Here is a 25,749-nt window from a genome sequence, read left to right as displayed (position 1 = left end):
TGAAATAGTTGCACGCGCCGTATATTGCACACGCTTGATGATGCACGACGCAACGAAGCTCGGGCAACCGGGGAAGAGGTGAACCGTGTCACTGGCCGACGACGCCGTGGAGGCACGCGCGCAGGGCTGGCGGACGCTCGCCGCGCTGCACGCGCGGATCGAGGACGCGCTGGAGCGCGCGCTGGGGCAGAAGCACGAGCTTTCCGTCAGCGAGTACACCGTGCTGGACGTACTCGCCCGCCAGGACGGCTTCCACCTGCGGATGAACCAGCTGTCGAACGCCGTCGTGCTCAGCCAGTCGGCGACGACGCGGCTGGTCTCGCGTCTGGAGGACCGGGGGCTGCTGCAGCGGTACCTGTGCCCGACCGACCGGCGGGGGATCTACACCGAGGTCACGCCGACGGGCCAGGAACTGCTTTCAGCCGCGCGTCCGACGCACGACGCCGTCCTCACCGAGGCCCTGGCCGCCGCCGAAGAACTCCCCGAACTCGCCCCCTTGGTCGCCGCGCTCGGGAAACTCACCTTCGCCCGCCCCTGACCCCTCCCCGCGTTTAGTCCTCTGAATGCGGTGGTTCGCGTTGCCAACTACCGCATTCAGAGGACTAAACGCGGTCGTTGCGCACGCAAGGACCGCGACCAGAGGACTAAACGCGGCGGGGCTGGCAAGGTGAGGGCGTGGACGATCTTCTGTTGCGCCGGGTCCGGGTCGGCTTGGCGGGTTCCCTCTCGGACGTGCTGATCAAGGACGGCCGGATCGCGGTCATCGCCGGGCCGGGGCAGGCCGGTGAGGCGTCGGAGACCCTGGACGGTCACGGCGGCACGCTGCTGCCCGGCCTCGTCGACTCGCACGCGCACACCGCGCAGTGGTCGGCCGCGCGCCGCCGGATCCCGCTGGGGGAGGCGACGTCCGCCGCGCACGCTGTCGACCTCGTGCTCGCCCATCTGCTGGCGAATCCGGCGCCGCCGGGCGATCTCGTGCTCGGCGCCGGGTTCCGCGACGGCCTGTGGCCCGACGCGCCGCACAAGGATCTGCTGCAGAAGGCGCTGCCCGGGCATCCGGTCGCGCTGTTCAGCGCCGACCTCCACACGCTGTGGCTCAGCCCGGCCGCGCTCAAGCTGATCGGCCGCGACCATCCGACCGGGGTGCTGCTGGAGAACGACTGCATGAGCGCGACCGCCGAACTGCCGGTCGCGCCCGACGACGTCATCGACGGCTGGGTCGCCGACGCCCTCGCCGCCGCGGCCGCCCGCGGTGTCACCAAGATCGTCGACTACGAGTACGCCGACACCGTCACCGATTGGCGGCGACGGCTGGCGCGGAAACCCTTGCCTGTCCGGGTTTCCTGCGTGATCGCGAAGTACCTGCTCGACACCGCCGTCGAACGTGGCCACCGCACCGGCGACGTCCTCGAGGGCACCGGCGGGCTGCTCACGGTCGGCCCCTTCAAGCTGTTCGTCGACGGTTCCCTCAACACCCGCACCGCGTACTGCGAGGGGCATTACGCCGGAACGGAGTCCTTCGGGCTGCTGGAGCTGCCGCCCGAGGAGCTGGAACCGTTGATGCGCAAGGCTTCCGAGAACGGACTCTCGCCCGCGGTGCACGCCATCGGCGACCACGCCAACAAGATCGCGCTCGACGCCTTCGCGAACGTCGGCTGCTCCGGCCGGATCGAGCACGCGCAGTTGCTCCGCGCCGAAGACGTCGTACGGTTCGCTTCGCTGGGTGTGGTCGCGAGTGTCCAGCCGGCCCACCAGCCCGACGACCGGGACGTCGCCGACCGGTATTGGCATGGCTGGACCGACCGTGCTTTCCCTTACGGCGCCTTGCATCGCGCGGGCGTGAAGCTGGAGTTCGGCTCGGACGCGCCGGTCGCGCCGCTCGACCCGTGGGACGGCATCGCGTCGGCGATCAGCCGTACCGACGACGACCGCCCGGCGTGGCATCCCGAGCAGGCCATGCCGCTGGAGGCCGCGCTCGCGGCGGCGTCCGGTGGGCGGACCGGGGTGGCGGTCGGGGATGTCGCGGATCTGGTCGTCACCGCGGTGGACCCGTCGCGGCTGGACCCGGCCGGGCTGCGCGACATCCCCATCACCGCCACCGTGCTGAACGGTTACGTCACCTACGCGTCCTGACCCTTCCCTTGCCCGGGCGCAACGCCCTAATGGGAGGGCATGGATCACCGCCTTCTCGACCGGCTCCGGGACCTCCGCGGGTCACTCGGCGCCGACCTCACCAGTATCACCCGGATGGTCGAGGACGACGCGCCGCGCGCCGACGTCCTGCGTGATCTCGGGGAACGCCTCACCGACCTCGGCGCGGCCCTGCTCCGCCGCGCGGAAGACGTCAACGCCGGCGTGCTCGCGAAGCTGCCGGAAGACGGCTGGCTGCCCGAGGCCGGCGTGCGGCACCGGGCGCTGACCTTGGCGCACAACGTCGGGCCGCGGCCGCTGCGATGCGGGCGCGTCTACCTCGCGCTGTGCGGGGCCGCGTGCTTTCCCTTCTACGGCAGGGACCTCTCCGGGCGGACGGCGCGGCACGAACGCTGCCGACGCTGCCAAGACCGCCTGTTCCGGTGACGGTCGCTGCGCCCGGCGGCCGGGTCGGGCAGGGTGAGGTGATCGTGGAGGGAGCGCTCATGACCACCGAGAAGCTGTTCCGGATCGCCATCGCCCTGAAGGGGCTCGACGGCGCGTTGCAGGTGGTGGGCGGGCTCGTCCTGATGATCGTCCCGGCTTCGGTGATCACCGGCCTCGCACACGCCGTGGTCACGCGCGACCTGCTCGGCGATCCCGAGGGAACGCTGGCCCGGCATCTCGAACTCGCCGCCGGCCACTTCGTCGAGGGCCGGACGTTCGCCGTGGTGTACCTCCTGGCGCACGGGCTCATCAAGCTCGGGCTGGTCTGGGCGCTGGCGCGCAAGGTGCTGCGCGCCTACCCGGTCGCCGCCGTGGTGCTCTCCGCGTTCGTGGTCTACGAGGTCATCCGGGCGATCCACACGCACTCGATCGCGCTGCCCTTCTTCGCCGCCCTCGACGTCGCGATCGTCGTCCTGGTACTTCGCGAGTACCGGCAGCTCAAAAGGGATCGCGTCGCGGCCTGACCGCCCGGTTCAGGCCGCGACGCGAAACTTCTCCGTGGTGAGATCCGCGCCCGGCGGATCCACCACGATGGCTGTGGCGTTGTCGGAACCACCGAGCGAGATCGCCGTCCGCACCAGTTCCGTGGCCGCCCTGTCCGGCATCCCGAGGATGTCGAGCATGGTCTGGCCGCTGAGCGTCTTGTGCACGCCGTCGCTGGTGAGCAGGAGCCCGCCGGTACTGATGGTGGCCGTGCCGATCTCGTGGTCGCCCGCCGTGCGGACGCTGGTGGTGACGACGTGCTCCATCCGCGGTGTCACGGGTTGATCGTGGTCGCGGAAGTACTGCGCGAGCGTGTGGTCCTTGGTGACCTGTCGGACGGTGTATCCATCCCAAGCGTACGCCCGGGCGTCCCCGACCCATGCGACGCCATAGCCCGAACCGGTCTGGACGGCCACGACGAGCACGCAGTCGCCGGTCCTGCCGAGGTCGAGAACAGCCCGCTGAGCTGCGAGAACAGCCGCGACCGGACCCTCGTCGACGGGGGTCCTCGCCGCCGCCGAAGCCGCCGTGCGGGCCGCGCGCGCCGCGCCCGGATGATCACCCACCCCGTCGGCCAGCGCGAACACGATCCCCGCGCCGCCCGCCGCCGCGTACGCCCCGACGGCGTCCGCGTTGTGCTCGCGTGGCCCCTGCGCGCTCGCCGTGTGCCAGTGCGGAAGCTCCCTGCTCGTCATGGCCCATCTCCTCACCCCTGGGTGATTCTTTCCCCACTTCCAGGATCCGCCTGTTTCCTGTGGGCGGCCTGAGGGTTCGGTGTCAGGGGGCTGTCGGAACGCGTGAAGTACCCGAAGACCCCCTTCCTCGCGCTAGACGCAAGGAAGGGGGTCTTCAGGTACCGCGATCCCGGCCCCTCAGGAAAACAGGTTGTACACCGTCTGCTCGCCGACGGTGGTGGCGGTGAAGTTCGCCGCGACCCATTCGGAGATCTCGTTCGAGCCGCCGCCGGGACCGCCGCCGCGGCCGCCTTCGACGTAGTAGGCGATGTCGCCGTTCGCCACGTATTGCTGGAATTCCGCCAGCGTCGGCGCCGGGTCCTGACCGCTCCAGCCGCCGATGCCGATCACCGACTTCCCGCTCGCGAGTTCCAGGTTCGCCGCGGACTGCGAACTCGACGTCGCCGCCGCCCATTTCGTCGTGGTCGCCGCCAGCACGGTTCCGAGTTCGGAGGACGAGCCCTCCATGTCCATGCCCATACCGCCGCCCATGCCCCGCTCGCCGTTGGTGGCCGGCCCGGACGTCGGGATCGACCCGGAGTGCGCCTGCGAAGAGGTCTCGACGGCGTACGCGGTGGTCCCGAGGCCGATCGTCAGCACGGTCACCGTCGCGACGACGGCGACGAGTTTGCGTATCGGCGGGACGCCCACCAGCACGAAGGTCGCGGTCACCAGGCCGAGCCCGGCGACGATCCAACGCAGCGCGGGCAGCCAGCCGGCGTCGCGGTCCAGCAGGATGTACGCCCAGACGGCGCTGGCCGCGATCATCAGCGAGAGGAACACCCGCGGCGCGAGATGCGCCCGGCCCCGCCACAGGGAGGTCCCGGAGATCGCCACGACGGCCGCGATCGACGGCGCCAGCGCGACGGCGTAGTACGGGTGCACGATGCCGCTCATGTAGCTGAACACCAGCGACGTGACGAGCATCCAGCCGCCCCACACGATCAGCGCGGCACGGGTCTTGTCGGTCCGCGCGGCCCGACGGGTGAACCACAGTCCGGCGACCAGCCCGATCAGGGCCGCGGGCAGCAGCCACGACACCTCGCCGCCGAAGCTGGCGCCGAACATCCGGGTCAGGCCGCTCTCGCCGCCGAAACCGACGTTCCCGCCGCCCATGCCCCCGCCCGTGCCTCCGGCCATCGTGCCGCCGCCCCGGCCGAAGATCCGGCCGAGACCGTTGTAGCCCAGCGCGAGTTCGAGCAGGCTGTCGTCGGTCGAGCCGCCGATGTAGGGCCGCGAATCCGTGGGCCACAGATCCACCAGCGCGATGAACCAGCCCGCGGAGACGACCACCGAGAGAACCGCGCCGACCAGGTGGAGCAAACGTTTGCGCATCGACGTCGGCGCCGCGATCAGGTACGCGAGACCGAACGCGGGCAGCACCAGGAACGCCTGCATCATCTTCGTCAGGAAGCCGAACCCGATGGCGACGCCGGCGAAGGCCAGCCACTTCGGGCTCGCCTTTTCGATCGCGCGGACCGTGCAGTAGGCGCCCACGATCAGCAGCAGGGTCAGCAGCGCGTCCGGGTTGTTGAACTTGAACATGAGCGCGGCGACCGGGGTGGCGGCGAGCGCGGCTCCGGCGAACAGGCCGGCGACCGGCCCGGAGGTCCGCTTCACCGTCAGGTACAGCACGCCGACCGACGCGACGCCCATCAGCGCCTGCGGGGCCAGCACGGTGAAGCTCGAAAAGCCGAAGAGCCGCGCGAACGCCGTCGTGACCCAGAGCGCTGCCGGGGGCTTGTCGACGGTCAGCACGTTCCCCGCGTCGAGGGAGCCGAACAGCCACGCCTTCCAGTCCTGAGTACCCGACTGGACGGCGGCGGCGTAGAAGGAGTTGCCGTAGCCGGAGGCCGTCAGGTTCCAGAAGTACAGCAGCGCGGTGGCCGCGAGCAGACCGAAGACGGCCGGACGGACCCAGCGGTCCGGCGGCTTCTCCACGGTTTCCTCGACAGGAGCGGGTTCCACTCGGGAAGCGAGTGCGGTGGTCATGGTTCAGCTCTCCCTCTCGGTGGCGGGCTGACGGCGGGAGCGGAACACCCAGCCGCGCAGCAGCAGGAAACGCAGCACGGTGGCCGCGAGGTTCGCGAGTACGAGCGCGGTGATCTCGAGCGGCAGCCCCGGCGCCGTCATCGTGTGCAGGAGGGCCAGCGCGCCACTGGTGAGCGCGAGTCCGAGACCGAACACGACGAGGCCCTGGAACTGGTGCACCCCGGCGCCTTCGGAGCCGCGGATACCGAAGGTCAGCCGCCGGTTGAGCGCGGTGTTGCCGATCGCGGTCACCAGCAGCGCGACCAGGTTCGCGGCCTGGGCGCCGGTGAAAGTCCGTAGCAGCAGGAAAAGCACGAGATAGGCGACGGTGCTGACGACGCCGACGGCGGCGAACCGCACCAGCTGCCGTACGAGACTCGGCGCCACACCCGGAGCCTGGACCTGGATCGGCGCGCGGCCGAGTTGTTCGCGCAGGCCGCTGATCGGCACCCGGCCGGTCACGGTGGCCTTGGTCAGCCGTGCGATGCCCTTGAGATCGGCGGTCGCGGTGGCGACGATGTTCACCGACGACTCCGGGTCGTCGACCCAGTCGACCGGGACCTCGTGGATCCGCAGCCCCGATTTCTGCGCCAGCACCAGCAGTTCGGTGTCGAAGAACCAGCCGGTGTCGTGGACGTGGGGGAGCAGCCGCTCGGCGACGTCGGCGCGGATCGCCTTGAACCCGCATTGCGCGTCGCTGAACCTCGCCGCCAGCGTGCCGCGCAGGATCAGGTTGTAGCAGCGGGAAATGAACTCCCGCTTCGGCCCGCGCACCACTCGCGCGCCCCGGGCGAGCCTGCTACCGATGGCGAGGTCGGAATGCCCGGAGAGCAGCGGCGCGACGAGCGGGCCGAGCGCGGCCAGATCGGTCGAGAGGTCGACGTCCATGTAGGCGAGCACCGGAGCGTCCGAAGCGGACCAAACGGCGCGAAGTGCGCGGCCGCGGCCTTTTTCGTCGAGATGGTGGACCTCGACGTCGTCGAACTCCCGGCTCAGCCGTTCCGCCACGCGCAGGGTGCCGTCCGTGCTGGCGTTGTCCGCGACGGTGATCCGGAACGGGTACGGGAACTGCTCCGTGAGGTGACCGTGCAGCCTGCGGATGCACGGTTCGAGGTCGGTTTCCTCGTTGTAGACCGGGATGACGACGTCGAGGACCGGGGAGCCGGTCGGCGTGATGGCGGGGCGGCGGCCGGTTTCGGCGCGGGAGGCGATGGCGGCTGTCATCTCTTCAAGTTCGTCCATCGCGCTGAGGCCGGCTTGTGTCCCGCCTGTGCCCTCGCTGTGTTCCGTCACGGGATTCACCGGCTCAGGTCGTAGACGGTGACACCGTCCACAGTGGTCGGTGTGTGGTTCGCCTCGACCCAGGCGGCGATGCGTTCGGCGGCGTCGCTGCCGGACTCGCCCCGCATCATCATGCCGCCGCCGAGGAAGTAGTGGATCTGTCCTTTGCGGACATACTCCTGGAACTGTTCCAGAGTGGGCGCCGGATCCGTGCCGTTGAACCCGCCGACGGCCAGCACCGGTGTCCCGCTGCCGAGCTGGTAGCCCGCGGCGTTGTTGGAGCCCACGGCGGCCCCGGCCCAGGTGTAGTCCGCGCTGTCCTGCTGGAGCAGGGCGACCAGGTTCTCGCCGGGGAGGCTTGTCCCGAGCAGGCCTCCCGCGCCGCCGCGCCCACCTTGACCACCTGGCCCGCCGAGGACGATCCCACCGCCACCCGGCCCCATCCCGCGCCCGGTCGCGGGGCCCGCGGAGGGAAGCGCGCCGGAATGCGGGGTGGCCGCGGTCGCGACGGTGTACGCGCCGGAGCCCGCGAGCACGGTCGCCAGAGCGCCGACGGCGACCAGACGCCTTGCCACACCAGGCAAGTGCGAAGAGAAGAAGACCAGGATCGCGAACAGGAGACCGGCCACGAGGACCGTGATCGCCAACCCGGGAAGCCAGTCGGATTGCCGGGACAGCAGGAGATACGCGGTCAGACCGGTCAGCCCGATCCCGGCGCTCAAGGCGCCCGCCGCGGCCGGATTGCCGCGAGCACGCCACAACTGCACACCCGCGATCCCGACCAGTGCGGCGATCGCCGGGGCGAGCGCGATCATGTAGTAGGCGTGGATGATGCCGCTCATGTAGCTGAACACCAGAGCGGTCACCAGGAACCAGCCACCCCACAGGATCAGCGCCGCCCGGCCGCGGTCGGTGCGCCGCGCGCGCCGGGTGAACCACAGCCCGGCGGCCAGTCCGACGACGGCGGCCGGGATCAGCCAGGCGATACCGCCCCCCATCTCACTGCCGAACAGGCGGGCCCAGCCGGTGCTGCCCCAGCCGCGGTTGCCGCCCCCGCCGACGCTGCCGACCTCGTCACCGGTGATGCGGCCGAAACCGTTGTAGCCCAAGGCGAGCTCCCACAGGCTGTTCTCCTGCGAGCCGCCGATGTAGGGCCGGTCGGCGGAGGGCCACAGCGCGACGACGGCGAAGTACCAGCCCGCCGAGACGACGGTCGCGCCCAGCGCGCCGAGCAGATGCAGCAGGCGGCGGCCCACCGGCGTCGGTGCGGCGATCAGGTAGGCCAGCCCGAACGCGGGCAGCACCAGGAACGCCTGCAGCATCTTCGCCAGGAAGCCGAAACCGACCGCGACCCCCGCCAGTGCCAGCCAGCGCGGACTCGCCTTCTCCAGCGCCCGGACGACGCAGTAGGCGCCGGCGACCAGGAGCAGGACGAGCAGCGCGTCCGGGTTGTTGAACCGGAACATCAGCGCGGCGGCCGGGGTGAGCGCGAGCACCGCGCCCGCCAGCAGTCCCGCTGCCGGACCGGACGTCCGCCGCACCGTGGCGAACAGCAGCGCGACCGAGCCGACGCCCATCAGCGCTTGCGGCACCAGGACGCTCCACGCGTTCACGCCGAACAGCCGTGCCGAAAGGCCCATCACCCATAACGCGGCCGGGGTCTTGTCGACCGTGATCGCGTTCGCCGCGTCGCTGGAGCCGAAGAACAACGCCTTCCAGCTCACCGATCCGGCCTGCGCCGCCGCCGAGTAGAAGGCGTTGGCCCAGCCGGATTCGCCGAGATTCCAGAGGTAGAGGACGGCGGTCGCGACCAGGAGTGCGGCGAAGGACGGCCGGACCCAGCGAGGGGACGAGGGCTGCTTCGCCGCCTCGGCGGCGTCTTGGGTTTCCGCGTCGCGGGAGGCGAGGAGGGTCATGCCCTCAGCGTCGAGTGCCGACCTGGGGCGGGGTTGTGCCGAAGCTGTGTACCCGCTGTGCGGATCCGATCACCGGCAGATGTACGGCGAACTCGGTGTGACCGGGACGGCTGTGCACCTCGATCGTGCCGTGGTGTGCCACCACGATCGCCGACGCGATCGCCATCCCGAGACCGGTGCTGCCCGCGTTTCGCGACCGCGAGGAGTCTCCGCGCGCGAAGCGTTCGAAGACACTCGGCAGGAGTTCCGGCGCGATGCCGGGACCGTCGTCCGTGACGGTCAGCACCGCGGTCCCGTCCTGCGAACGGCTCAACGTGGTGACCACGGTGGTACCCGGCGGCGTATGCGTGCGCGCGTTGGACAGCAGATTCGACAGCACCTGGTGCAGACGCTGGACGTCGCCGCGGACGAGCAATGGCCCCTCCGGAAGCCGGAGTTCCCAGCGGTGCCCGGGTCCGGCGACGTGCGCGTCGCCGACGGCGTCCGCGGTCAGCCGGGTGAGGTCGGCTTCGCCCGCTTCGAGCGGCCTGCCCTCGTCGAGCCGCGCGAGCAGGAGAAGATCCTCGACGAGGGTCGTCATCCGGGCGGCCTCGGACTGGATGCGGGACAGCGAACGCGCGACCTCCGGCGGTACGAGGGCGCTGCCGCGGGCGGCGAGTTCGGAGTACCCGCGGATCGCCGCGAGCGGGGTGCGGAGTTCGTGGCTCGCGTCCGCGACGAACCGGCGGACGCGGGTTTCGCTGGCTTGGCGCGCTTCCAGGGCCTGCGCGATATGCCCGAGCATGAGGTTCAGCGCGGAGCCGACCTGGCCGACCTCGGTGCGCGGATCGGTGTCGATCTCCGGCACCCGTACCGAAAGCGCGACCTGGCCGCGGTCGAGCCGCATCGCCGACACCCGGCCCGCCGTCGCCGCGACCCGGTCGAGCGGCCGCAGGGTGCGGCGGACCGCGAACGCGCCGAGGACCGCCGCGCCGGCGACACCCGCCGCCGCGACCCCGAACAGGATCCACCCGACCGTCGTCAGCGTGTCCTGCATCGGCTCCAGCGGAAGTCCGGTGACGACGACGCCGTCGGGGAGCTGGACGGCCAGCACCCGGTAGTCGCCGAGGCCGGCGAGCGACAGTGTCATCGGCGGCCGGTCGACCGGCAGCGACAGCAGCCCGGCCTCCTGGCCGGCGGAGAGACCTTGGGGAAGTCCTTGCACCGAAAGGACTCCGGCGTACAGCACCCGGTCGCCGGTGAACCGCACGCTCAGCGTTCCCGACGCCTGGCCCGGGGCGTTGAGCGGATTGGGGCCCGGGCCGTGCTGGTCGTCCGGCGGCCGGTTCGCGTAGTCGTGGGCGCGCGCCGACGCGGCGGAGAGCTGGCCGTCGATCTGGTCGATGAGGAACGATCGCAGCGCGATCTCGCTGGCGACGCCGATCACCAGGCAGACGAAGGTGAGCAACAGCACCATCGACCCGGTGAGCCTGGTGCGCAGGGAAAGCCGCCCGGGCCGGGTCCACCGGCGCGGGCCGGTGGTCGGGACCGAACCGGATGCCATGACGTCGAGCGTGCGCCGCGGTCGTATGCGCGCGTTGTGTCCCGCCTGTGAGCCCGCTGTGCGCGTGGGTCACAGAAAGGTCTGACGGCGGGCACAGGTCCGGCACAGCCGCGGTGCGGACGGTGGTGTCAACGACGAACCACAGGAGCTGGAGACCATGAACGAGAACTCACCGTCCACTTCGGACTGGGGCGCCCCGGCGCCGGAGAAGACCGCCCGCGGGGGCAAACGGAAGGCCGTCACCGCCGGTGCCGCCGCGGCCGTACTCGCCGTCGGCGGTGGCGCGGCGATCTGGGCGGCCGGTTCCTCCGCCGACGCCGACACCGCTTCCGCCGCTCCGGGTGGCGGGGCGGGTACGGGCGGCGCTCCCGGTTCGCCCGCCTTGCACGGCGAGTACGTCGTCTCGGACGGGAAAGGCGGCTACACCACACGACTCACGCAGACCGGGAAGGTGACCGAAATGAGCGCGACGTCCTTGACCGCCGTGAGCGACGACGGGTACAGCAAGGTCTACACGATCGACCCGTCGGTGGTGAACGGCGTGACGACCGGGGAAACGGTCACCGTCGTCGCGACGACCTCCGGCACCACCGCGACCGCGCAGTCGGTGCGGGAATCGACCGGCGAGGGCCAAGGCCCACCCCAGAACGGCGGGACCCCACCCGGCCAGTGACAGACCGGACGTCACTCGTGATCAGAGGGACGTCACGCGTGATCAGCCGGACGTCACGCGTGATCAGAGGGACGTCACGGTGCCGTCCGTCTGATCACGCTTGCCGTCCGTGCAATCACGCATGACGTCCGTGCGATCACGGGTGCCGTCCGGTTGATCACGTGAGGCGGCGTCCTCGGGAGAGCCTCAGCGGTCGTAGTCCACGGTCAGTTCGGGCGAGGTCGCCACGGCCCGGCAGGTCAGGATCCGGCCGGCGGCGATCTCGTCGTCCCCGAGCGCGTAGTGCACGTCCATCCGCGCGCTGCCGCGCACCACCGTCGCGCGGCAGGTCCCGCAGGCTCCGCCGACACACGCGTAGGGCGCGTCGACGCCGTGTCGCAGCGCGGCGCTGAGCACGGTTTCGCCGACCGTCGCGGGGATTTCGGCGGTCTTGCCGCCGGCGGTCACGGTCAGCACCGGACCCGGGTGCCGTGACGGCCGCACGGGAAGCGCGCCCTGGAAGAGCTCGAAGTGGACGTTCTCGTCCGGGACGTCCTTGTCGGCGAGGGTCCGGCGGGCCATGTCGACCAGGTCGCGCGGGCCGCACAGGAACCAGTCGTCGACCTTCGCCGGATGCAGCCGCGCCTGCAGCAGCGCGCGCAGGCGGGTGCCGTCGAGACGGCCGCGCTGGTAGCGCTCGTGCGAGATCGCCAGTGCCTCGCCGACGGTGTCGAACGGCTTTTCGATCCGCGGCGTGCGCAGGTCGGGGTCGCGTTCGTCGGTGCGGTAGTGCACGACGTGCAGCCGTCCGGCCAGTCGCGCGGCGAGGGCGCCGAGTTCGGCGGCGAACATCGTTCCGGCGCCGGAGGTGTTGATGTACAGCAAGGTCGCCTTGCTGTTCGGCTCGTTCAGCAGCGTCGCGGTCAGGATCGACAGGATCGGCGTGATCCCGCTGCCCGCGGCGAGCGCGACGTACCGGCCGGAGCGGCCCGGTTCGGGGGTTAGCGTGAACACGCCGTCAGGGGGCAGTACCTCAAGTACGTCTCCCGCCGCCAGTTCCGTAGTGGCGAAGGTGGAGAACGCGCCACCGAGCTGGTGCTTGATCGCGATCCGCAGCTCCCCGGAGTCCGGCGTCGAGCAGATCGAGTACGCCCGCCGCACTTCTTCCCCGTCGACTTCGGCGCGAATCACGATGTGCTGGCCCGGCGTGAAGCCGAAGGTCTCGCGCAGTCGCTCGGGCACGTCGAAGGTCACCGTGACGGCGCCTTCGCACAGCGGTCGGACTTCGGCGACCCGCAGCGAGTGGAAGCGGCTCGGCTCACGCGGTTGCCGGGGGAGTGGGGGCTCCTCGTCGAACGATCCGGTCAGCTGACGCCATTCGCGGTACTCCGACGACGTCAGTTCGCGGCCCCACGCCGTGGCGATCGGGACGTCCCTGGCGAGATAGGCGTCGCGGTTGTCGTTCCACGCGCGCAGGTACCGGTAGAACGGGATCGCCGGGTGGAGATGGTGCACCAGGTGATAGTTCTGGCACAGCATGATCGGCGTCATCAGCCATTCCAGGCCGACGCGGACGCGGGTGGCGCCGAACCGGTTCTGCCGCTGCGCGCCGAGGTCGTGATGGGGGAGCCAGTCGAACCACCAGGCCAGTACGGCCAGCCCGACGCGCTGCGGGATCAGGTAGACCATCAGGAGTTCCCAGCCGTGGCCGGTCGCGGTCAGCCAGGCGAACGCGGCGAGGCTCAAGGCGACGACGGCCGCGGTCTCGATCCGCTCCGACGGCGGCCGCGTGCGCTGTCGCGCGACGTAGAAACGGGAGTACCAGAAGTCGATCGTCAGCCACCGCAGCGGCAGTTGCCACCAGGGGCCGTGCGCGGTCCACGCGTCCGGATCGGTGTGCGCGTCCTCGTTGGTGTTGCGGTGGTGCTCCAGATGGATGTAGCGCACCAGGGGAAAGGAGCCGTAGCTCGCCACGAACGGCATCGCGAGCCTGCCGAGCAGTTCGTTGACCCAGGTGAGCCGTCCGGCCGCGTGGTGCGTCGACTCGTGCAGCACGGTGAACATCGTGAAGGTGACCAGCGCGTGCAGCGGGATGGTCACCCACGGCGAGGCGGCGTCGTTGAGCACCAGCCAGGTGGCGCCCGCCCAGACCATGGCCCCGCCGATGAACAGCAGCACGGTCGGCACCGAGACCGGCGGAAGCGGGATCCGGGGGTTGGGAACACCCCGTCTCGTTCTTTCCTCGGTTACTGCCCCCGGGTCCCCCGAGTTCTCGGACCGGGTAGCGGCGACGGTCATCGATCGGTCCCCTCGGTCGATGGCTACCGGGACAAGCTGTCACACCGTAGACAACTAGTACTGGTTTGTAAACTTCAACTACCTGCCGAAATGGCCCTTCACGGCGCCCGATGGTGGAGCGTGGCCCGCATCCGTGTCCAGGAATGGGCCGGTTCGTAACAGAGAAGAACCGAAAACTGGTCCGATCGGGTGGTCCGCGTCCTGTTCGCCGGACGCCGCCTGAAAGCTGTGATCAGGCGACGAGGCGGCCGCGAGGGCGCTCGGATGGCCCCGGACCCGGGCCGGACAGTCGCGGGGCCTAGACTCGGTCGGCCCGGTCTGCAAGGTGACCAGGGCACATCCGCCGTCGAAGACGTGCGGATGCTCAATCACACCGTTTACCGCTCGAGGAGAATACGTTGAAGAGCACCGTCGAGCAGCTCAGCCCGACGCGAGTCAAGATCAATGTCGAGGTGCCGTTCGACGAGCTCAAGCCGAACTTCGACCGCGCCTACCGCAAGATCGCCCAGCAGGTGCGCATCCCCGGCTTCCGTCCGGGCAAGGCGCCGGCTCGCGTGCTGGAAAGCCGGATCGGGCGGGCCCCGGTGCTCGACGAGGTCGTCAACGAGGTCATCCCGGCCAAGTACATGGAAGCCGTGCGCGCGGGCGAGGTCCGCACGCTGGGCCAGCCCGAGTTCGAGGTGACCAAGCTCGAGGACCGTGAGGTGCTCGAGTTCACCGCCGAGGTCGACGTGCGCCCGGAGATCTCGCTGCCCGACCTCGAAGGCTTCGCGGTCAGCGTCGACGACGTCGAGCTCACCGACGCCGAGGTCGACGAGCAGCTGGACGAGCTGCGTGCCCGCTTCGGCACCCTGACCGGCGTCGAGCGCGCGGCCGAGAACGGCGACTTCGTGTCGATCGACCTCGCGGCCACCGTCGACGGTCAGGAAGTCGAAGAGGCTTCGACCACCGGCCTGTCCTACGAGATCGGCTCCGGCCAGCTCGTCGACGGCATCGACGAGGCGATCATCGGCGCGAACGCGGGCGAGACCAAGAGCTTCACCACGAAGCTGGTCGCCGGCGAGCACGCCGGCAAGGACGCCGAGGTCACCGTCACCGTGCAGACCATCAAGCAGCGCGAGCTGCCCGAGGCGGACGACGAGTTCGCCCAGATGGCGAGCGAGTTCGACACGATCGACGAGCTGAAGGGCGACCTTCGCGAGCGCCTCGGCCGCGTCAAGAAGATGCAGCAGGGCGTCCAGGCCCGGGACAAGGTCCTCGAGGAGCTCCTCGAGCGCACCGAGGTCGCGATCCCGGAGAAGGTCCTCGAAGCCGAGATCGAGAACCGCAAGCACGACGCGATCCACCCGTTCGACCACGACGAGGCCCAGTTCGCCAAGGCCCTCGAGGCCGAAGGCCGCACCGTCGAGGAGTTCGACACCGAGGTGCGCGAGGAGTCGGAGAAGGCCGTCCGCACGCAGCTGCTGCTGGACAGCATCGCCGACGCCGAGCAGACGTCGGTCAACGACGGCGAGCTCACCGAGCGGATCATCTACCAGGCCCAGCGCTTCGGCGTGAGCCCGGACGAGTACGTCCAGCGGGCGCAGCAGTCCGGTCAGCTGACCGCGATCTACGCCGACGTCCGCCGCGGCAAGGCGCTGGCCTCGGTGGTCCGCCGGACCACCGTGACCGACGCCTCCGGCACCGCGGTCGACCTCGACGAGCTCTTCGGCCCCGCAGCCGAGGAGACGCAGGTCACCGACGAGCCCGTGAAGACTGCGGCCGAGTAGGGAATACGCGGTCCGCGTGAAAAGGACCGTAAAGCTGTAAGCGAACTTGGGCGGTGTCAGGCATTCTGCACCGCCCAAGTTCGTTAGGGTCGGTTGCAAGATCTTCAGCATCTGGACACGCAACAGCATCTGGACACGCAGCATTTGGAAATAACGGCGGCGGCCGAAAGGCACGGCCCCGCCGCCGTCGGCGGAAAAGGCAGGCAGACGTGACGCAGCACACGCCCGAGGCGCGGTCCGGCACCGCAGGGCTCAACCTCACCGACTCGGTCTTCGAGCGGTTGCTCCAGGAACGCATCGTCGTCCTCGGCTCCGAGGTCAACGACGAGGTCGCGAACCGGATCACCGCCCAGTTGTTGCTGCTCGACGCAGACGACTCCGAGTCGGACATCCGCTTCTACATCAACTCGCCCGGTGGCTCGGTCACCGCGGGTTTCGCGATCTACGACACGATGCAGCTCATCCGCCCGGACGTCGCGACCTACGCGATGGGCCTGGCCGCGTCGATGGGGCAGTTCCTGCTCTCTTCCGGCACGCCCGGCAAGCGGTACGCCCTTCAGCACGCGCGCATCCTCATGCACCAGCCCTCCGCCGGCGTCGGGGGCACCGCCTCCGACATCGCGATCCAGGCCGAGGTGTTCGGCAAGTGGAAGCAGGAGCTGGCCAAGATCACGGCCGAGCAGACCGGTCAGACGGTCGAGCAGATCGTCAAGGACGGCGACCGCGACCGCTGGTTCACCGCGCAGGAGGCGAAGGACTACGGCTTCGTCGATCAGGTCCTGACGCGCGAGAACCCGCTCCCCACCAGCTGATCGCGCCGGAACACAGGAGAATTTCAATGAGCAACTTCCAGCTTCCGATCGGGTCGCAGGCGCCGGGGATGCAGTCGCGGCTCCAGCTGCCGCAGTCGCGGTACGTCCTGCCCTCCTATGTCGAGCGCACGAGCTACGGCATCAAGGAGTCGAACCCGTACAACAAGCTCTACGAAGAGCGCCAGATCATGCTCGGCGTGCAGATCGACGACGCGTCGGCGAACGACGTGATGGTCCAGCTGCTGCACCTCGAGCACGAGGACCCGGACCGCGACATCACGATCCTCATCAACTCGCCCGGTGGCTCCTTCACCGCGCTGATGGCGATCTACGACACCATGCAGTACGTCCGCCCGGACATCGTGACCATGTGCATCGGCCAGGCCGCCTCGGCCGCCGCGGTGCTGCTGGCCGCCGGTACCCCCGGCAAGCGCTACTCGCTGCCGAACTCGCGGGTGCTGATCCACCAGCCCGCCACCGAGGGCACCTACGGCCAGGTGTCGGACCTGGAGATCCAGGCCAACGAGATCCAGCGCGTGCGCCGCCAGATGGAGGTCATCCTGGCGAAGCACACGAACAAGGACGCGGACGAGGTCAAGAAGGACATCGAACGCGACAAGATCCTGACGGCCGACGAGGCCAAGACGTACGGGATCGTCGACGAGGTCCTCGAGTACCGCAAGGCGTCGAACAGCTGATCCTGGCCGGGACCGGTGCGTGTCGGGAGACGACACGCACCGGAACCCTGGTCTATGGTCAGCTTCTGGCGTGCTCAGATGTGACGTTGGTTCTCCCACCGACGGCATCGGGCGGGTACCGTCAGTGGCAGTGTGTGAGGCTCCGAGAGGTCATCCGTGACTGGGGCGGTACGACAGTCAGGCGCGACAGTGCAGGCGCAAAGAAGGCGCCGGAGGGGACGAGGTCAACGGCCATGGCACGGATCGGTGACGGCGGCGACCTGCTGAAATGCTCTTTCTGCGGCAAGAGCCAAAAGCAGGTGAAGAAGCTCATTGCCGGCCCCGGGGTCTACATCTGCGATGAGTGCATCGACCTCTGCAATGAGATCATCGAGGAAGAACTGGCGGAGGCCGGCGAGGTCAAGCTCGACGAGCTGCCCAAGCCCGCCGAGATCCACGAGTTCCTCGAGCAGTACATCATCGGCCAGGACGACGCGAAGCGATCGCTGGCCGTGGCGGTGTACAACCACTACAAGCGTGTGCAGTCCGACGACAAGGCCGGGCCCAAGGATTCCAAGGACGAGACCGTCGAACTGGCGAAGTCCAACATCCTGATGCTCGGGCCGACGGGCTGCGGCAAGACCTACCTGGCCCAGACCCTGGCGAAGATGCTGAACGTCCCGTTCGCCATCGCGGACGCCACGGCGCTCACCGAGGCCGGGTACGTGGGCGAGGACGTCGAGAACATCCTGCTCAAGCTGATCCAGGCGGCGGATTACGACGTCAAGCGCGCCGAGACGGGCATCATCTACATCGACGAGGTCGACAAGATCGCCCGGAAGTCGGAGAACCCGTCGATCACCCGCGACGTGTCCGGCGAGGGTGTGCAGCAGGCGCTGCTGAAGATCCTCGAAGGCACCACCGCCTCGGTCCCGCCGCAGGGCGGGCGCAAGCATCCGCATCAGGAGTTCATCCAGATCGACACGACGAACGTGCTGTTCATCGTGGCCGGCGCGTTCGCCGGGCTGGAGAAGATCATCAACGAGCGGGTCGGCAAGCGCGGCCTCGGTTTCGGTGCGGAGATCCGCACGAAGGCCGAGATCGACGAGAGCGACGTCTTCACCGACACCATGCCCGAGGACCTGATCAAGTTCGGGTTGATCCCGGAGTTCATCGGCCGGCTCCCGGTCGTGGCGACGGTGACCCACCTGGACAAGGAGTCGCTGGTCAGCATCCTGACCACGCCGCGCAACGCGCTGGTGAAGCAGTACAAGAAGCTCTTCGAGATGGACAACGTCGAGCTGGAGTTCACCAAGACCGCGCTCGAGGCCATCGCCGACCAGGCCGTGCTCCGCGGCACCGGCGCCCGTGGCCTGCGCGCGATCATGGAAGAGGTCCTGCAGCCGGTCATGTACGACATCCCCAGCCGCGACGACGTCGCGAAGGTCGTCATCACCGAGCAGACCGTCCGCGAGAACGTGAACCCGACGATCGTGGCGCGTCAGCCGTCACGTCGTCGCAGCAGCGAGCGCGGCGAGAAGTCCGCCTAGGCGGCGCTCTTTCCAGCAACACAGTCGTCATCGATGCCCCGGCCGGATTTCCCGGCCGGGGCATCGCTTTCTCCGGTCCCGCCCGGACGGTGACGCCGACCGAGATAGGATGCGATGGTGCCGCTGACTCCCACGAAGGACGAGAACGAGGCTCCCGAGCTGGAGGCCGCGAGTCCACGCGAGGTCAGGGGACTCGTCGAACTCACCGAACGCATCGTCATCGGGGCCTATCGCGGGCATCCGTGGATCCCGCGCGCGCTGACGATCGTGCTGGGCGTACTGGTGGTGACCTGCCTCGTGGCGGGCGTCGTCCGGCTGTCGCCGCTGCCGCTGATCCCGCTGCCGTTTTTCGCCGGTTCGGCGTACGCGCTCTTCCGGATCAAGTCCGCGCGGGCCGCGGGGACGAATCGCGCCCTCGTCGCCTGGACCGGGTTGTTCACCGGTGCGACGCTCGCCGGATTCTGGTTGATCTCGATGGCGGGTCGCTGGCTCGGCTGATCGGCGCGGATCAGTCTGGTCTCATTTTGTGATTTACCCCCATTAGACGGGTTTCAGATTCCCGCCGGCGGGGTAAGACGAGTCCGTGACAGTCACCGCGGGTCCCTTCTTGCATGTGGGCCTGCTCTACTCTGGTGACTCCGAGTACCTGGACGGTACGGTTCCGTACATCCTGGAGGGGCTGAAGCAGGACGAGCCGGTCGCGGTGGCCGTCCCGGGCCGGAATCTGACACTCATCGAAGAGGCCTTGGGCGATTCGGCCGCGGAGATCGCGTTCATCGACATGACCGAGGCCGGCCGCAATCCGGGCCGCATCCTGCCGGGTGTGCTCCTCGCCTTCGCGGACAACCGGTCCGGTCCGGTCCGCATCATCGGCGAGCCGATCTGGGAGAGCCGGTCGGCCATCGAATACCCGGCCTGCGCGCAGCACGAGGCGCTGATCAACTCCGCCTTCACCGGCCGTGAACTCAGCATCCTGTGTCCCTACGACCGGACCCGGCTCGACGACGACGTCCTGGCCGACGCCGAGCGGACCCATCCGGTCCTCTGGGACGCCGACGGGGAACGCCCGAGTCCCACCTACGCGCCCGATGCGATCGTCGACAAGTACAACCTGCCGCTTCCGGAGCCGCCCGCCGCCGACGCGTTCCGTTTCGATCTTTCCCGGCTGGCCGCGGTCCGGAGGTTCGCGCTCGAGCGGGCCGAGGAGAGCGGCCTCACCCCGGAACGCGCCGAGGATCTCGTGCTCGCGGTGGCGGAACTGTCCGCCAACAGCGTGCTGCACGGTTCGGGACACGGCGTCGTCCGCGTCTGGCGTGACGACGGCTACGTGCTGTGCGAGGTCATCGACGAGGGCACGCTGAGCGATCCGCTGGCGGGCCGCCGTCCGGCGTCGCCCGGGCAGATCGGCGGACGCGGTCTGGTGCTGGTGAATCAGGTCGCCGACCTGGTCCGGCAATACCGGAGACCCGGCACGACGGTCACCAGGATCTTCTTCCGCGTCTGAGTCGCGTCAGGCGTTCTTCGGGACGTGCTTTCCGAGGAAGGCCACCAGACTCGGGACGACGGTGCGGTTGAACGCGTCGCCGTGCTTGCCGCGCGCGGTGTGCGCGACCATCGGCCGGGCCTCGGAGATGAACTTGCGCACCCCGCCGATGAACGGGTCCTCGGTGCCGCACCAGACCCCGGTCGGCACGCTCTTGGTCACGTCGATGTGGCGCAACGGGTCCAGCGAACCCCAGTCGGCGGCGTCGCGGAAGGCGCGGCGTTTGCTCATCTCCGGCCACGACGTGATCAGCGCGGGCGCGAGTGCCGCGACCGCCGCGGGCGGCCGACGGCGTTCCAGCCGGCGCCGCGTGTAGAGCAGCGCGCCGAACCCGCCCATCGAAAGGCCGGTGGCGGCGAACGGCAGCCCGTCCCGGCCGCCGAGACCGCGTGCGGCCAGCCAGCGGGGGACCTCTTCGAGCAGCATCGCCATCGGGTTGTCACCCGGCTGGTTCTCGTGCCAGTAGTGGTCGCCGCCGTCGACGGCGACGAATCCGAACGGGGGCACCGCCTTGCGGGCGACCTCGCTGCCGAGCTGCTTGAGCAGTCCGGTGGGGGCCGCGTGCCGCGCGGTGCCGTGGAGGCCGTGCAGCATCAGCGACATCGGCAGGCCCTTGGGCGGTGCCTTGGTCGGCAGCATCAGCACGAGATCGACCTCGCGGCCGCGTGCTTCGGAGTAGACCCGTTCGACCCGGGGGCTGCCCAGCTGCGTGGCGGGGGTGGGTGACGCGACGCCGAGCGCGCGCTGGAGGGCTTCGCTGAACGGCAGCGCGCCGGTGGCCGTTCCGGCGGCCAGCCCCGCGACGCCGAGCCCGGAGGCGCCGGCGATCAGCACGGAACGACGGCTCAGCCAGCGGCGTGCCCCCTGCACCCCCGGCAGCGTTCCGTGACCCTGGTCGTCCTCGTTCACCCGTCCCCGTTCCCCCGATGATCTTCTACCAGGTAAGACGTGCGCTCTTCGCCCAAGGTTGCACGTGTCGCCGACCTGTGACCGGGGTATCGCCGGATCAGGTGCCGATGTTTCCCTCTTTCGCGCGCCATGACTCGATCGAGACCTGCACGGAACCGGTCGCCGCGTCGAGCGAGTCGCCGAGGCCGACGCCCAGTGTGATCAGCAGGGGAACGAGGATGTGGTCCACGCCATGGTCGTCGGTGCCGAAATGGCCGGCGACCTCCAGCGTGATGTATCCGTGCAGGGCGCTCCAGAGCTGCGCGGCGACGGCGAACTCCGGAGCGGGGCGGAACCTGCCGGCCGCGATCACCCGGGTCGCGGCGCGGAGCAGGTAGTTGAAGGCCTTGACGCCCTCTTCGCCGAGCTGCTGCCGGGTCTCCTCGTCGGTCATGTCGCCCAGCGCGGCCTTCTGCCCGTTCGGCTGGCTCTGGCCGAAGGTCACCGCGTACAGCTGCGGGTTCGCCAGCACGCTGTGCCGGTACATCAGGGCCAGCGTGAGGATGTCCGCGACCGGGTCGTCGGTCTCCTGGACCTTGCCCAGATTCGCCGAAAGCCGCCGGAATCCTTCGCGGGCGACTTCGTCCACCAGCGCGCCCATGCCGCCGAAGTGGGTGTAGACGGCCATGGTCGACGCGCCGATCTCGGCCGCGAGCTTGCGGGCCTGCAGGGCTTCCGGGCCGCCGTCGGCGAGCAGTCGGATGGCCGCCTCGATCAGCCGTGCCTTGACCTCGGGGCCGCCGGGTTTGGGGGACATGCTTGCCAGTATTCCATAACCCTGTTATAAATGGATGCATAACCGCGTTATTACCTCGCTAGGGGGCACGTGATGGGCAACAGGTTCCTCGAAGGCAACTTCGCCCCGGTCAGCCGGGAGCACACGATCACCGAGCTGAAGGTCACCGGGCACGTCCCGGAGTACCTCGACGGCCGGTACCTGCGGAACGGGCCGAATCCGCTGTCCGAAGTGGACCCGGCGACCTATCACTGGTTCATGGGTGACGGGATGGTCCACGGCGTCCGGCTGCGTGACGGCCGCGCCGAGTGGTACCGCAACCGCTGGGTGCGCAACCCGCGGCTGTCGCAGGAACTCGGCGAGCGCTGGGAGGGCGGTGCGGTCTCCGGGATCGCGTCCATGGGCGCCAACACCAACGTGATCGGCCACGCCGGCAAGACGATCGCGTTGATCGAGGGCGGCGTCACCAACTTCGAGCTGACCGACGAACTCGACACCGTCGGCGCCTGCGACTTCGACGGCACCCTGCCCGGCGGCTACACCGCCCACCCCAAACGCGATCCGGAGACCGGCGAACTCCACGCCGTCTCGTACTTCTTCGGCTGGGGCAACAAGGTCCAGTACTCGGTGATCGACGCGCGGGGCCGCGCGCGCCGCAAGGTCGACATCGAGGTCACCGGTTCGCCGATGATGCACGACTTCTCCTTGACCGAGAAGTACGTCGTCTTCTACGACCTGCCCGTCACCTTCGAGACCGAACAGGCCGTCGCCGCGTCCGTCCCGTCGTTCCTGCGCACCCCCGCCCAGCTGGTGGTGTCCGCCCTGGTGGGCAAGGTGAAGGTGCCGGATCCGCTCAGCGCGCGCCTGCGTCAGCGGGTCACCGGCAACGCGGGCCTGCCGTACCGCTGGAACCCGAAGTACCCGGCGCGCATCGGTGTCATGCCGCGGGAGGGCGGCAACGGCGACGTCCGCTGGTTCGAGGTCGAGCCGTGCTACGTCTTCCACCCGATGAACGCCTACGACGACGGCGACAGCATCGTGCTCGACGTCGTCCGGCATCCCAAGATGTTCGACAGCGAACTGCGCGGGCCCGCCGAGGGACCGCCGACCCTGGACCGCTGGACCGTCGACCTGAACGTGGGCAAGGTGATCGAGGAACGCATCGACGACCAGGGTCAGGAGTTCCCGCGCGTGGACGAGCGACTGATCGGTCGCCGGCACCGCTTCGGCTACTCGGTGTCCACAAGGGACGGATCGGCGTCCTCGGGTTCTCTGCTCAAGCACGACCTGTGGAACCGTTCGGTCGTTTCGCGGGAATTCGGCGACGGAAGCCAGGTGGGGGAGTTCGTCTTCGTTCCGTCCTCTGTGGACGCGGGGGAGGACGAGGGCGTGCTGATGGGCTTCGTCTACGACGCCGCGACGCAGAAGAGCGACCTGACGATCCTGGACGCGGGAACGCTGGAGACCGTCGGCGCCGTGCACCTGCCGGACCGTGTGCCGAACGGTTTCCACGGTAACTGGGACGCGGCCAGCTGAGGCTCGCGTGCCTCCGCCGCGTGACAGGACACCGCACTCGCGTGCTCAGAGACGGATCTCGCGTGCTCAGAGGCCGTACACGCGAGTGCGGCCTCCAAGCACGCGAATCACGTTCCTGAGCGCGCGAGTCACGGGCCCGAGCACGCCTCGGCTCTTCCTCAACGCGGCTGGTCGAGGCCCAGCACGCGCTGCTCGCCGGTGTAGAGGTTCATGCTGTCGCCGCGCAGGAAGCCGATGAGCGTCATGCCGTTCTCGTCGGCCAGTTCCGCGGCCAGCGACGACGGCGCGGAAACCGCCGCCAGCAGGCCGATCCCGGCCATGGCGGCCTTCTGCACCAGTTCGAACGAGGCCCGGCCGGACACCAGCAGCCCGGCGTCCATCGCGGGGATCCGGCCCTCCTGCAGAGCCCAGCCGAGGACCTTGTCGACGGCGTTGTGCCTGCCGACGTCCTCCCGGACGACGGCGAGGTTCCCGTCGCCGTCGAACAGGGCGGCCGCGTGCAGTCCGCCGGTGCTGGAGAAGACCTTCTGGTGCGCGCGCAGCGTGTCCGGGAGCTTCGCCAGCACCTCGGTGGTCACCGCGAATTCGGACTTCCCCGGGGAAAACCGGCTGCGGAGCTTGACGGCGTCGAGCGCGGCCTTGCCGCAGACGCCGCAGGAGGACGTGGTGTAGAAGTTCCGTTCGACGCCGGTCTCCGGCGGGGCGACGCCGTCCGCCAGCGCGATGTCCAGCACGTTGTAGGTATTGCGGCCCTGGTCGTCGACGCCGTCGCAGTACCGGGCGACCGCGACGTCCTCGCGGGAGGCGAGTACGCCTTCGGACAGCAGGAACCCGTGCGCCAGTTCGACGTCGTTGCCGGGGGTCCGCATGGTGACCGCGAGCGCCTTGCCGCCGACACGGATCTCCAGCGGCTCTTCGGCCGCCAGCGCGTCGGGCCGACGCACGTCCCGGGTCGCGGAGATCTTCCGCACCGGACGCCGCACCGTCACCCTGCCCACTTTGTCCACCCTTCTGGCTCGTCGTTCGACACTCGGATACTGCAACACCGGGCATTAAGTAATACATTCCCAGTGTTCACCCCCAGAGTACGGAGGCGCCGGATGGCGATCGGCTTCCTGGACCGTTCCCGCATTGTCGCCCCGCCGGGCTGGAGCCGCTGGCTGATCCCGCCCGCCGCGCTGGCCGTACACCTGTCGATCGGGCAGGCGTACGCGTGGAGCGTCTTCAAACCCCCGCTGGAGAAGACCCTCGGGCTCACCGGCACGCAGAGCGCGCTCCCGTTCCAGCTCGGCATCGTGATGCTCGGGCTCTCGGCGGCGTTCGGCGGGACGCTGGTCGAGCGCAACGGCCCGCGCTGGGCGATGTTCGTCTCGATGGTCTGCTTCAGCTCGGGCTTCCTGCTCTCCGCGCTCGGGGTGGCGACCTCGCAGTACTGGCTCGTCGTGCTCGGCTGGGGCGGGGTCGGCGGCATCGGGCTCGGCATCGGCTACATCTCGCCGGTGTCGACGCTGATCAAATGGTTCCCGGACCGGCCGGGGATGGCCACCGGCATCGCCATCATGGGCTTCGGCGGCGGCGCGCTGATCGCGTCCCCGTGGTCGACGCAGATGCTGGGTTCGGCGCCGTGGACGCTCGGCACGGTCGCGACCGCGTTCCTTGTCCACGGCCTGGTCTACGCGGTGTTCATGAGTCTCGGCATCCTGCTGGTGCGGGTTCCGGCCGACGACTGGAAACCGAAGGGCTGGGAGCCGAAGACCGACCACGGCAACGCGATGATCACCACCGCGAACGTGTCGGCGCGCAACGCCATCAAGACGCCGCAGTTCTGGCTTCTGTGGGTGGTCCTGTGCTTCAACGTGACGGCGGGTATCGGCATCCTGGAGAAGGCGTCGCCGATGATCGCCGACTTCTTCCGCGAGACCTCGACGCCGGTCGGCACCGCCGCGGCGGCCGGGTTCGTCGCGCTGCTCTCGCTGACCAACATGCTGGGCCGGTTCGTCTGGTCGTCCACTTCGGACCTGGTGGGGCGCAAGAACATCTACCGGCTCTACCTCGGCGTCGGCGCGGCGCTGTACCTGGTGATCGCGTTGACCACGAACGCCTCGAAGCTCGTGTTCGTGCTGTGCGCCATGTTGATCCTGTCGTTCTACGGCGGCGGGTTCGCGACGATCCCGGCGTACCTGAAGGACCTCTTCGGCACCTACCAGGTGGGTGCGATCCACGGCAGGCTGCTGACCGCGTGGTCGATGGCGGGGGTGCTCGGGCCGCTCATCGTCAACGCCATCGCGGACTCGCAGAAGGAGGCGGGCAAGGTCGGCCCGGACCTCTACACGACGTCGCTGTTCATCATGATCGGCCTGCTGGTCGTCGGTTTCGTGGCCAACGAACTGGTGCGGCCGGTCAACGCGAAGTTCCACGAGCCGGCCGAGTCCGGCGCGGCCGTGAGGAGTGAGACCCGATGACCGAACAGGCTCCCGGACGCCGCCGCACCGGGCTGATGGTGCTGGCCTGGCTGTGGGTCGCGCTCCCGTTCGCCTACGGCGTCTACGAACTCTTCCGGAAGGTGGTCCAGCTCTTCGGCGGCTGACCGGCGTAGGGTTCGT

Annotated in this window: 23 protein-coding genes; 14 read left to right on the top strand and 9 right to left on the bottom strand. The window is 69.4% G+C overall.

Going from position 1 to position 25,749, the window contains the following annotated elements:
- Positions 1–85 precede the first annotated feature (85 nt).
- The 4 genes from H5J31_RS15670 (at position 86) to H5J31_RS15655 (ending at position 3,101) form a co-directional block, all read left to right on the top strand.
- The gene (locus tag H5J31_RS15670; protein WP_181773299.1) at positions 86–538 is read left to right on the top strand and encodes a MarR family winged helix-turn-helix transcriptional regulator; all 453 of its coding nucleotides are present in this window, start codon (positions 86–88) and stop codon (positions 536–538) included.
- Between the two features lie 137 nt (positions 539–675).
- The gene (locus H5J31_RS15665) at positions 676–2,133 is read left to right on the top strand and encodes an amidohydrolase (protein ID WP_181773298.1); all 1,458 of its coding nucleotides are present in this window, start codon (positions 676–678) and stop codon (positions 2,131–2,133) included.
- A gap of 39 nt (positions 2,134–2,172) precedes the next feature.
- Positions 2,173–2,577, top strand: coding sequence for a hypothetical protein (locus H5J31_RS15660; protein ID WP_181773297.1), 405 nt, complete (start codon positions 2,173–2,175; stop codon positions 2,575–2,577).
- 59 nt (positions 2,578–2,636) lie between these two features.
- Positions 2,637–3,101 carry a DUF2127 domain-containing protein gene (locus H5J31_RS15655; protein WP_181773296.1) on the top strand — a complete coding sequence of 155 codons (465 nt, stop codon included), beginning with the start codon at positions 2,637–2,639 and terminating at the stop codon, positions 3,099–3,101.
- 9 nt (positions 3,102–3,110) lie between these two features.
- Here H5J31_RS15655 and H5J31_RS15650 read toward each other — a convergent pair whose 3' ends face one another.
- The 5 genes from H5J31_RS15650 to H5J31_RS15630 all read right to left on the bottom strand — a co-directional run bounded on the left by H5J31_RS15650 (position 3,111) and on the right by H5J31_RS15630 (position 10,625).
- Positions 3,111–3,815, bottom strand: a complete 705-nt coding sequence (locus tag H5J31_RS15650; protein WP_181773295.1) for a PP2C family protein-serine/threonine phosphatase — start codon at positions 3,813–3,815, stop codon at positions 3,111–3,113.
- 177 nt (positions 3,816–3,992) lie between these two features.
- On the bottom strand, positions 3,993–5,846 hold the full coding sequence (locus H5J31_RS15645) for an ArnT family glycosyltransferase (protein WP_181773294.1): 1,854 nt from the start codon (positions 5,844–5,846) through the stop codon (positions 3,993–3,995).
- A 3-nt stretch (positions 5,847–5,849) separates the two neighbouring features.
- Positions 5,850–7,109: a bifunctional glycosyltransferase family 2/GtrA family protein gene (locus tag H5J31_RS15640; protein WP_181773316.1), complete on the bottom strand. Its 1,260-nt coding sequence runs from the start codon at positions 7,107–7,109 to the stop codon at positions 5,850–5,852.
- 74 nt (positions 7,110–7,183) lie between these two features.
- On the bottom strand, positions 7,184–9,082 hold the full coding sequence (locus tag H5J31_RS15635) for an ArnT family glycosyltransferase (protein ID WP_181773293.1): 1,899 nt from the start codon (positions 9,080–9,082) through the stop codon (positions 7,184–7,186).
- Positions 9,083–9,086: 4 nt separating this feature from the next.
- Positions 9,087–10,625 (bottom strand): sensor histidine kinase, encoded by a 1,539-nt coding sequence (locus H5J31_RS15630; RefSeq protein WP_207898091.1) that lies wholly within the window; start codon positions 10,623–10,625, stop codon positions 9,087–9,089.
- A gap of 157 nt (positions 10,626–10,782) precedes the next feature.
- On the opposite strand from H5J31_RS15630, the gene H5J31_RS15625 reads away from it, so the two are divergent.
- Complete coding sequence (locus tag H5J31_RS15625; protein ID WP_181773292.1) at positions 10,783–11,298, top strand: hypothetical protein; 516 nt, start codon at positions 10,783–10,785, stop codon at positions 11,296–11,298.
- Positions 11,299–11,484: 186 nt separating this feature from the next.
- Here H5J31_RS15625 and H5J31_RS15620 read toward each other — a convergent pair whose 3' ends face one another.
- Positions 11,485–13,575 carry a fatty acid desaturase gene (locus tag H5J31_RS15620; RefSeq protein ID WP_236005100.1) on the bottom strand — a complete coding sequence of 697 codons (2,091 nt, stop codon included), beginning with the start codon at positions 13,573–13,575 and terminating at the stop codon, positions 11,485–11,487.
- 398 nt (positions 13,576–13,973) lie between these two features.
- On the opposite strand from H5J31_RS15620, the gene tig reads away from it, so the two are divergent.
- The 6 genes from tig (at position 13,974) to H5J31_RS15590 (ending at position 19,887) form a co-directional block, all read left to right on the top strand.
- On the top strand, positions 13,974–15,344 hold the full coding sequence (tig, locus tag H5J31_RS15615; protein WP_181773291.1) for a trigger factor: 1,371 nt from the start codon (positions 13,974–13,976) through the stop codon (positions 15,342–15,344).
- A 209-nt stretch (positions 15,345–15,553) separates the two neighbouring features.
- Positions 15,554–16,156 carry a ClpP family protease gene (locus H5J31_RS15610; RefSeq protein ID WP_181773290.1) on the top strand — a complete coding sequence of 201 codons (603 nt, stop codon included), beginning with the start codon at positions 15,554–15,556 and terminating at the stop codon, positions 16,154–16,156.
- Between the two features lie 26 nt (positions 16,157–16,182).
- Positions 16,183–16,854, top strand: coding sequence for an ATP-dependent Clp protease proteolytic subunit (locus H5J31_RS15605; RefSeq protein WP_181773289.1), 672 nt, complete (start codon positions 16,183–16,185; stop codon positions 16,852–16,854).
- A 233-nt stretch (positions 16,855–17,087) separates the two neighbouring features.
- On the top strand, positions 17,088–18,383 hold the full coding sequence (gene clpX, locus H5J31_RS15600; protein WP_181773288.1) for an ATP-dependent Clp protease ATP-binding subunit ClpX: 1,296 nt from the start codon (positions 17,088–17,090) through the stop codon (positions 18,381–18,383).
- 114 nt (positions 18,384–18,497) lie between these two features.
- The gene (locus tag H5J31_RS15595) at positions 18,498–18,881 is read left to right on the top strand and encodes a hypothetical protein (RefSeq protein ID WP_181773287.1); all 384 of its coding nucleotides are present in this window, start codon (positions 18,498–18,500) and stop codon (positions 18,879–18,881) included.
- 85 nt (positions 18,882–18,966) lie between these two features.
- Entirely contained in the window at positions 18,967–19,887 is a 921-nt protein-coding gene (locus H5J31_RS15590) for an anti-sigma factor RsbA family regulatory protein (protein ID WP_407925046.1), read from the top strand.
- Between the two features lie 6 nt (positions 19,888–19,893).
- Here H5J31_RS15590 and H5J31_RS15585 read toward each other — a convergent pair whose 3' ends face one another.
- On the bottom strand, positions 19,894–20,835 hold the full coding sequence (locus H5J31_RS15585; protein ID WP_181773285.1) for an alpha/beta hydrolase-fold protein: 942 nt from the start codon (positions 20,833–20,835) through the stop codon (positions 19,894–19,896).
- Positions 20,836–20,932: 97 nt separating this feature from the next.
- Positions 20,933–21,631, bottom strand: a complete 699-nt coding sequence (locus H5J31_RS15580) for a TetR/AcrR family transcriptional regulator (RefSeq protein WP_181773284.1) — start codon at positions 21,629–21,631, stop codon at positions 20,933–20,935.
- A gap of 72 nt (positions 21,632–21,703) precedes the next feature.
- On the opposite strand from H5J31_RS15580, the gene H5J31_RS15575 reads away from it, so the two are divergent.
- Complete coding sequence (locus H5J31_RS15575; RefSeq protein ID WP_181773283.1) at positions 21,704–23,146, top strand: carotenoid oxygenase family protein; 1,443 nt, start codon at positions 21,704–21,706, stop codon at positions 23,144–23,146.
- Between the two features lie 158 nt (positions 23,147–23,304).
- Here the strand turns inward: H5J31_RS15575 and fdhD are convergent, their stop codons facing one another.
- Positions 23,305–24,144: a formate dehydrogenase accessory sulfurtransferase FdhD gene (gene fdhD / locus H5J31_RS15570; RefSeq protein WP_181773282.1), complete on the bottom strand. Its 840-nt coding sequence runs from the start codon at positions 24,142–24,144 to the stop codon at positions 23,305–23,307.
- Positions 24,145–24,246: 102 nt separating this feature from the next.
- Between fdhD and H5J31_RS15565 the strand changes: the two genes are divergently transcribed.
- Both H5J31_RS15565 and H5J31_RS40230 read left to right on the top strand, forming a co-directional pair.
- Positions 24,247–25,608 (top strand): L-lactate MFS transporter, encoded by a 1,362-nt coding sequence (locus tag H5J31_RS15565; RefSeq protein ID WP_181773281.1) that lies wholly within the window; start codon positions 24,247–24,249, stop codon positions 25,606–25,608.
- Positions 25,605–25,733, top strand: a complete 129-nt coding sequence (locus H5J31_RS40230; protein WP_268880114.1) for an MFS transporter small subunit — start codon at positions 25,605–25,607, stop codon at positions 25,731–25,733. The genes H5J31_RS15565 and H5J31_RS40230 overlap by 4 nt, the downstream gene beginning before the upstream one ends.
- Positions 25,734–25,749: the final 16 nt, after the last annotated feature.

The sequence above is a fragment of the Amycolatopsis pittospori genome (assembly GCF_013870525.1).
GTDB lineage: Bacteria > Actinomycetota > Actinomycetes > Mycobacteriales > Pseudonocardiaceae > Amycolatopsis > Amycolatopsis pittospori.
The sequence above is the reverse complement of the archived record's forward strand: the minus strand, read 5'-3'. Positions and strand labels throughout refer to the sequence as shown.

What these genes read in the sequence shown, in the direction of transcription:
- H5J31_RS15565 (WP_181773281.1), top strand. Translation starts at nt 24,247, where the DNA reads ATGGCGATCGGCTTCCTGGACCGTTCCCGCATTGTCGCCCCGCCGGGC.
- H5J31_RS15605 (WP_181773289.1), top strand. Translation starts at nt 16,183, where the DNA reads ATGAGCAACTTCCAGCTTCCGATCGGGTCGCAGGCGCCGGGGATGCAG.
- H5J31_RS15645 (WP_181773294.1), bottom strand. Translation starts at nt 5,846, where the DNA reads ATGACCACCGCACTCGCTTCCCGAGTGGAACCCGCTCCTGTCGAGGAA.
- H5J31_RS15630 (WP_207898091.1), bottom strand. Translation starts at nt 10,625, where the DNA reads ATGGCATCCGGTTCGGTCCCGACCACCGGCCCGCGCCGGTGGACCCGG.
- H5J31_RS15595 (WP_181773287.1), top strand. Translation starts at nt 18,498, where the DNA reads ATGGTGCCGCTGACTCCCACGAAGGACGAGAACGAGGCTCCCGAGCTG.
- H5J31_RS15660 (WP_181773297.1), top strand. Translation starts at nt 2,173, where the DNA reads ATGGATCACCGCCTTCTCGACCGGCTCCGGGACCTCCGCGGGTCACTC.
- H5J31_RS15580 (WP_181773284.1), bottom strand. Translation starts at nt 21,631, where the DNA reads ATGTCCCCCAAACCCGGCGGCCCCGAGGTCAAGGCACGGCTGATCGAG.
- H5J31_RS15635 (WP_181773293.1), bottom strand. Translation starts at nt 9,082, where the DNA reads ATGACCCTCCTCGCCTCCCGCGACGCGGAAACCCAAGACGCCGCCGAG.
- H5J31_RS15650 (WP_181773295.1), bottom strand. Translation starts at nt 3,815, where the DNA reads ATGACGAGCAGGGAGCTTCCGCACTGGCACACGGCGAGCGCGCAGGGG.
- H5J31_RS15625 (WP_181773292.1), top strand. Translation starts at nt 10,783, where the DNA reads ATGAACGAGAACTCACCGTCCACTTCGGACTGGGGCGCCCCGGCGCCG.
- H5J31_RS15620 (WP_236005100.1), bottom strand. Translation starts at nt 13,575, where the DNA reads ATGACCGTCGCCGCTACCCGGTCCGAGAACTCGGGGGACCCGGGGGCA.
- H5J31_RS15640 (WP_181773316.1), bottom strand. Translation starts at nt 7,109, where the DNA reads ATGACAGCCGCCATCGCCTCCCGCGCCGAAACCGGCCGCCGCCCCGCC.
- H5J31_RS15655 (WP_181773296.1), top strand. Translation starts at nt 2,637, where the DNA reads ATGACCACCGAGAAGCTGTTCCGGATCGCCATCGCCCTGAAGGGGCTC.
- clpX (WP_181773288.1), top strand. Translation starts at nt 17,088, where the DNA reads ATGGCACGGATCGGTGACGGCGGCGACCTGCTGAAATGCTCTTTCTGC.
- H5J31_RS40230 (WP_268880114.1), top strand. Translation starts at nt 25,605, where the DNA reads ATGACCGAACAGGCTCCCGGACGCCGCCGCACCGGGCTGATGGTGCTG.
- H5J31_RS15575 (WP_181773283.1), top strand. Translation starts at nt 21,704, where the DNA reads ATGGGCAACAGGTTCCTCGAAGGCAACTTCGCCCCGGTCAGCCGGGAG.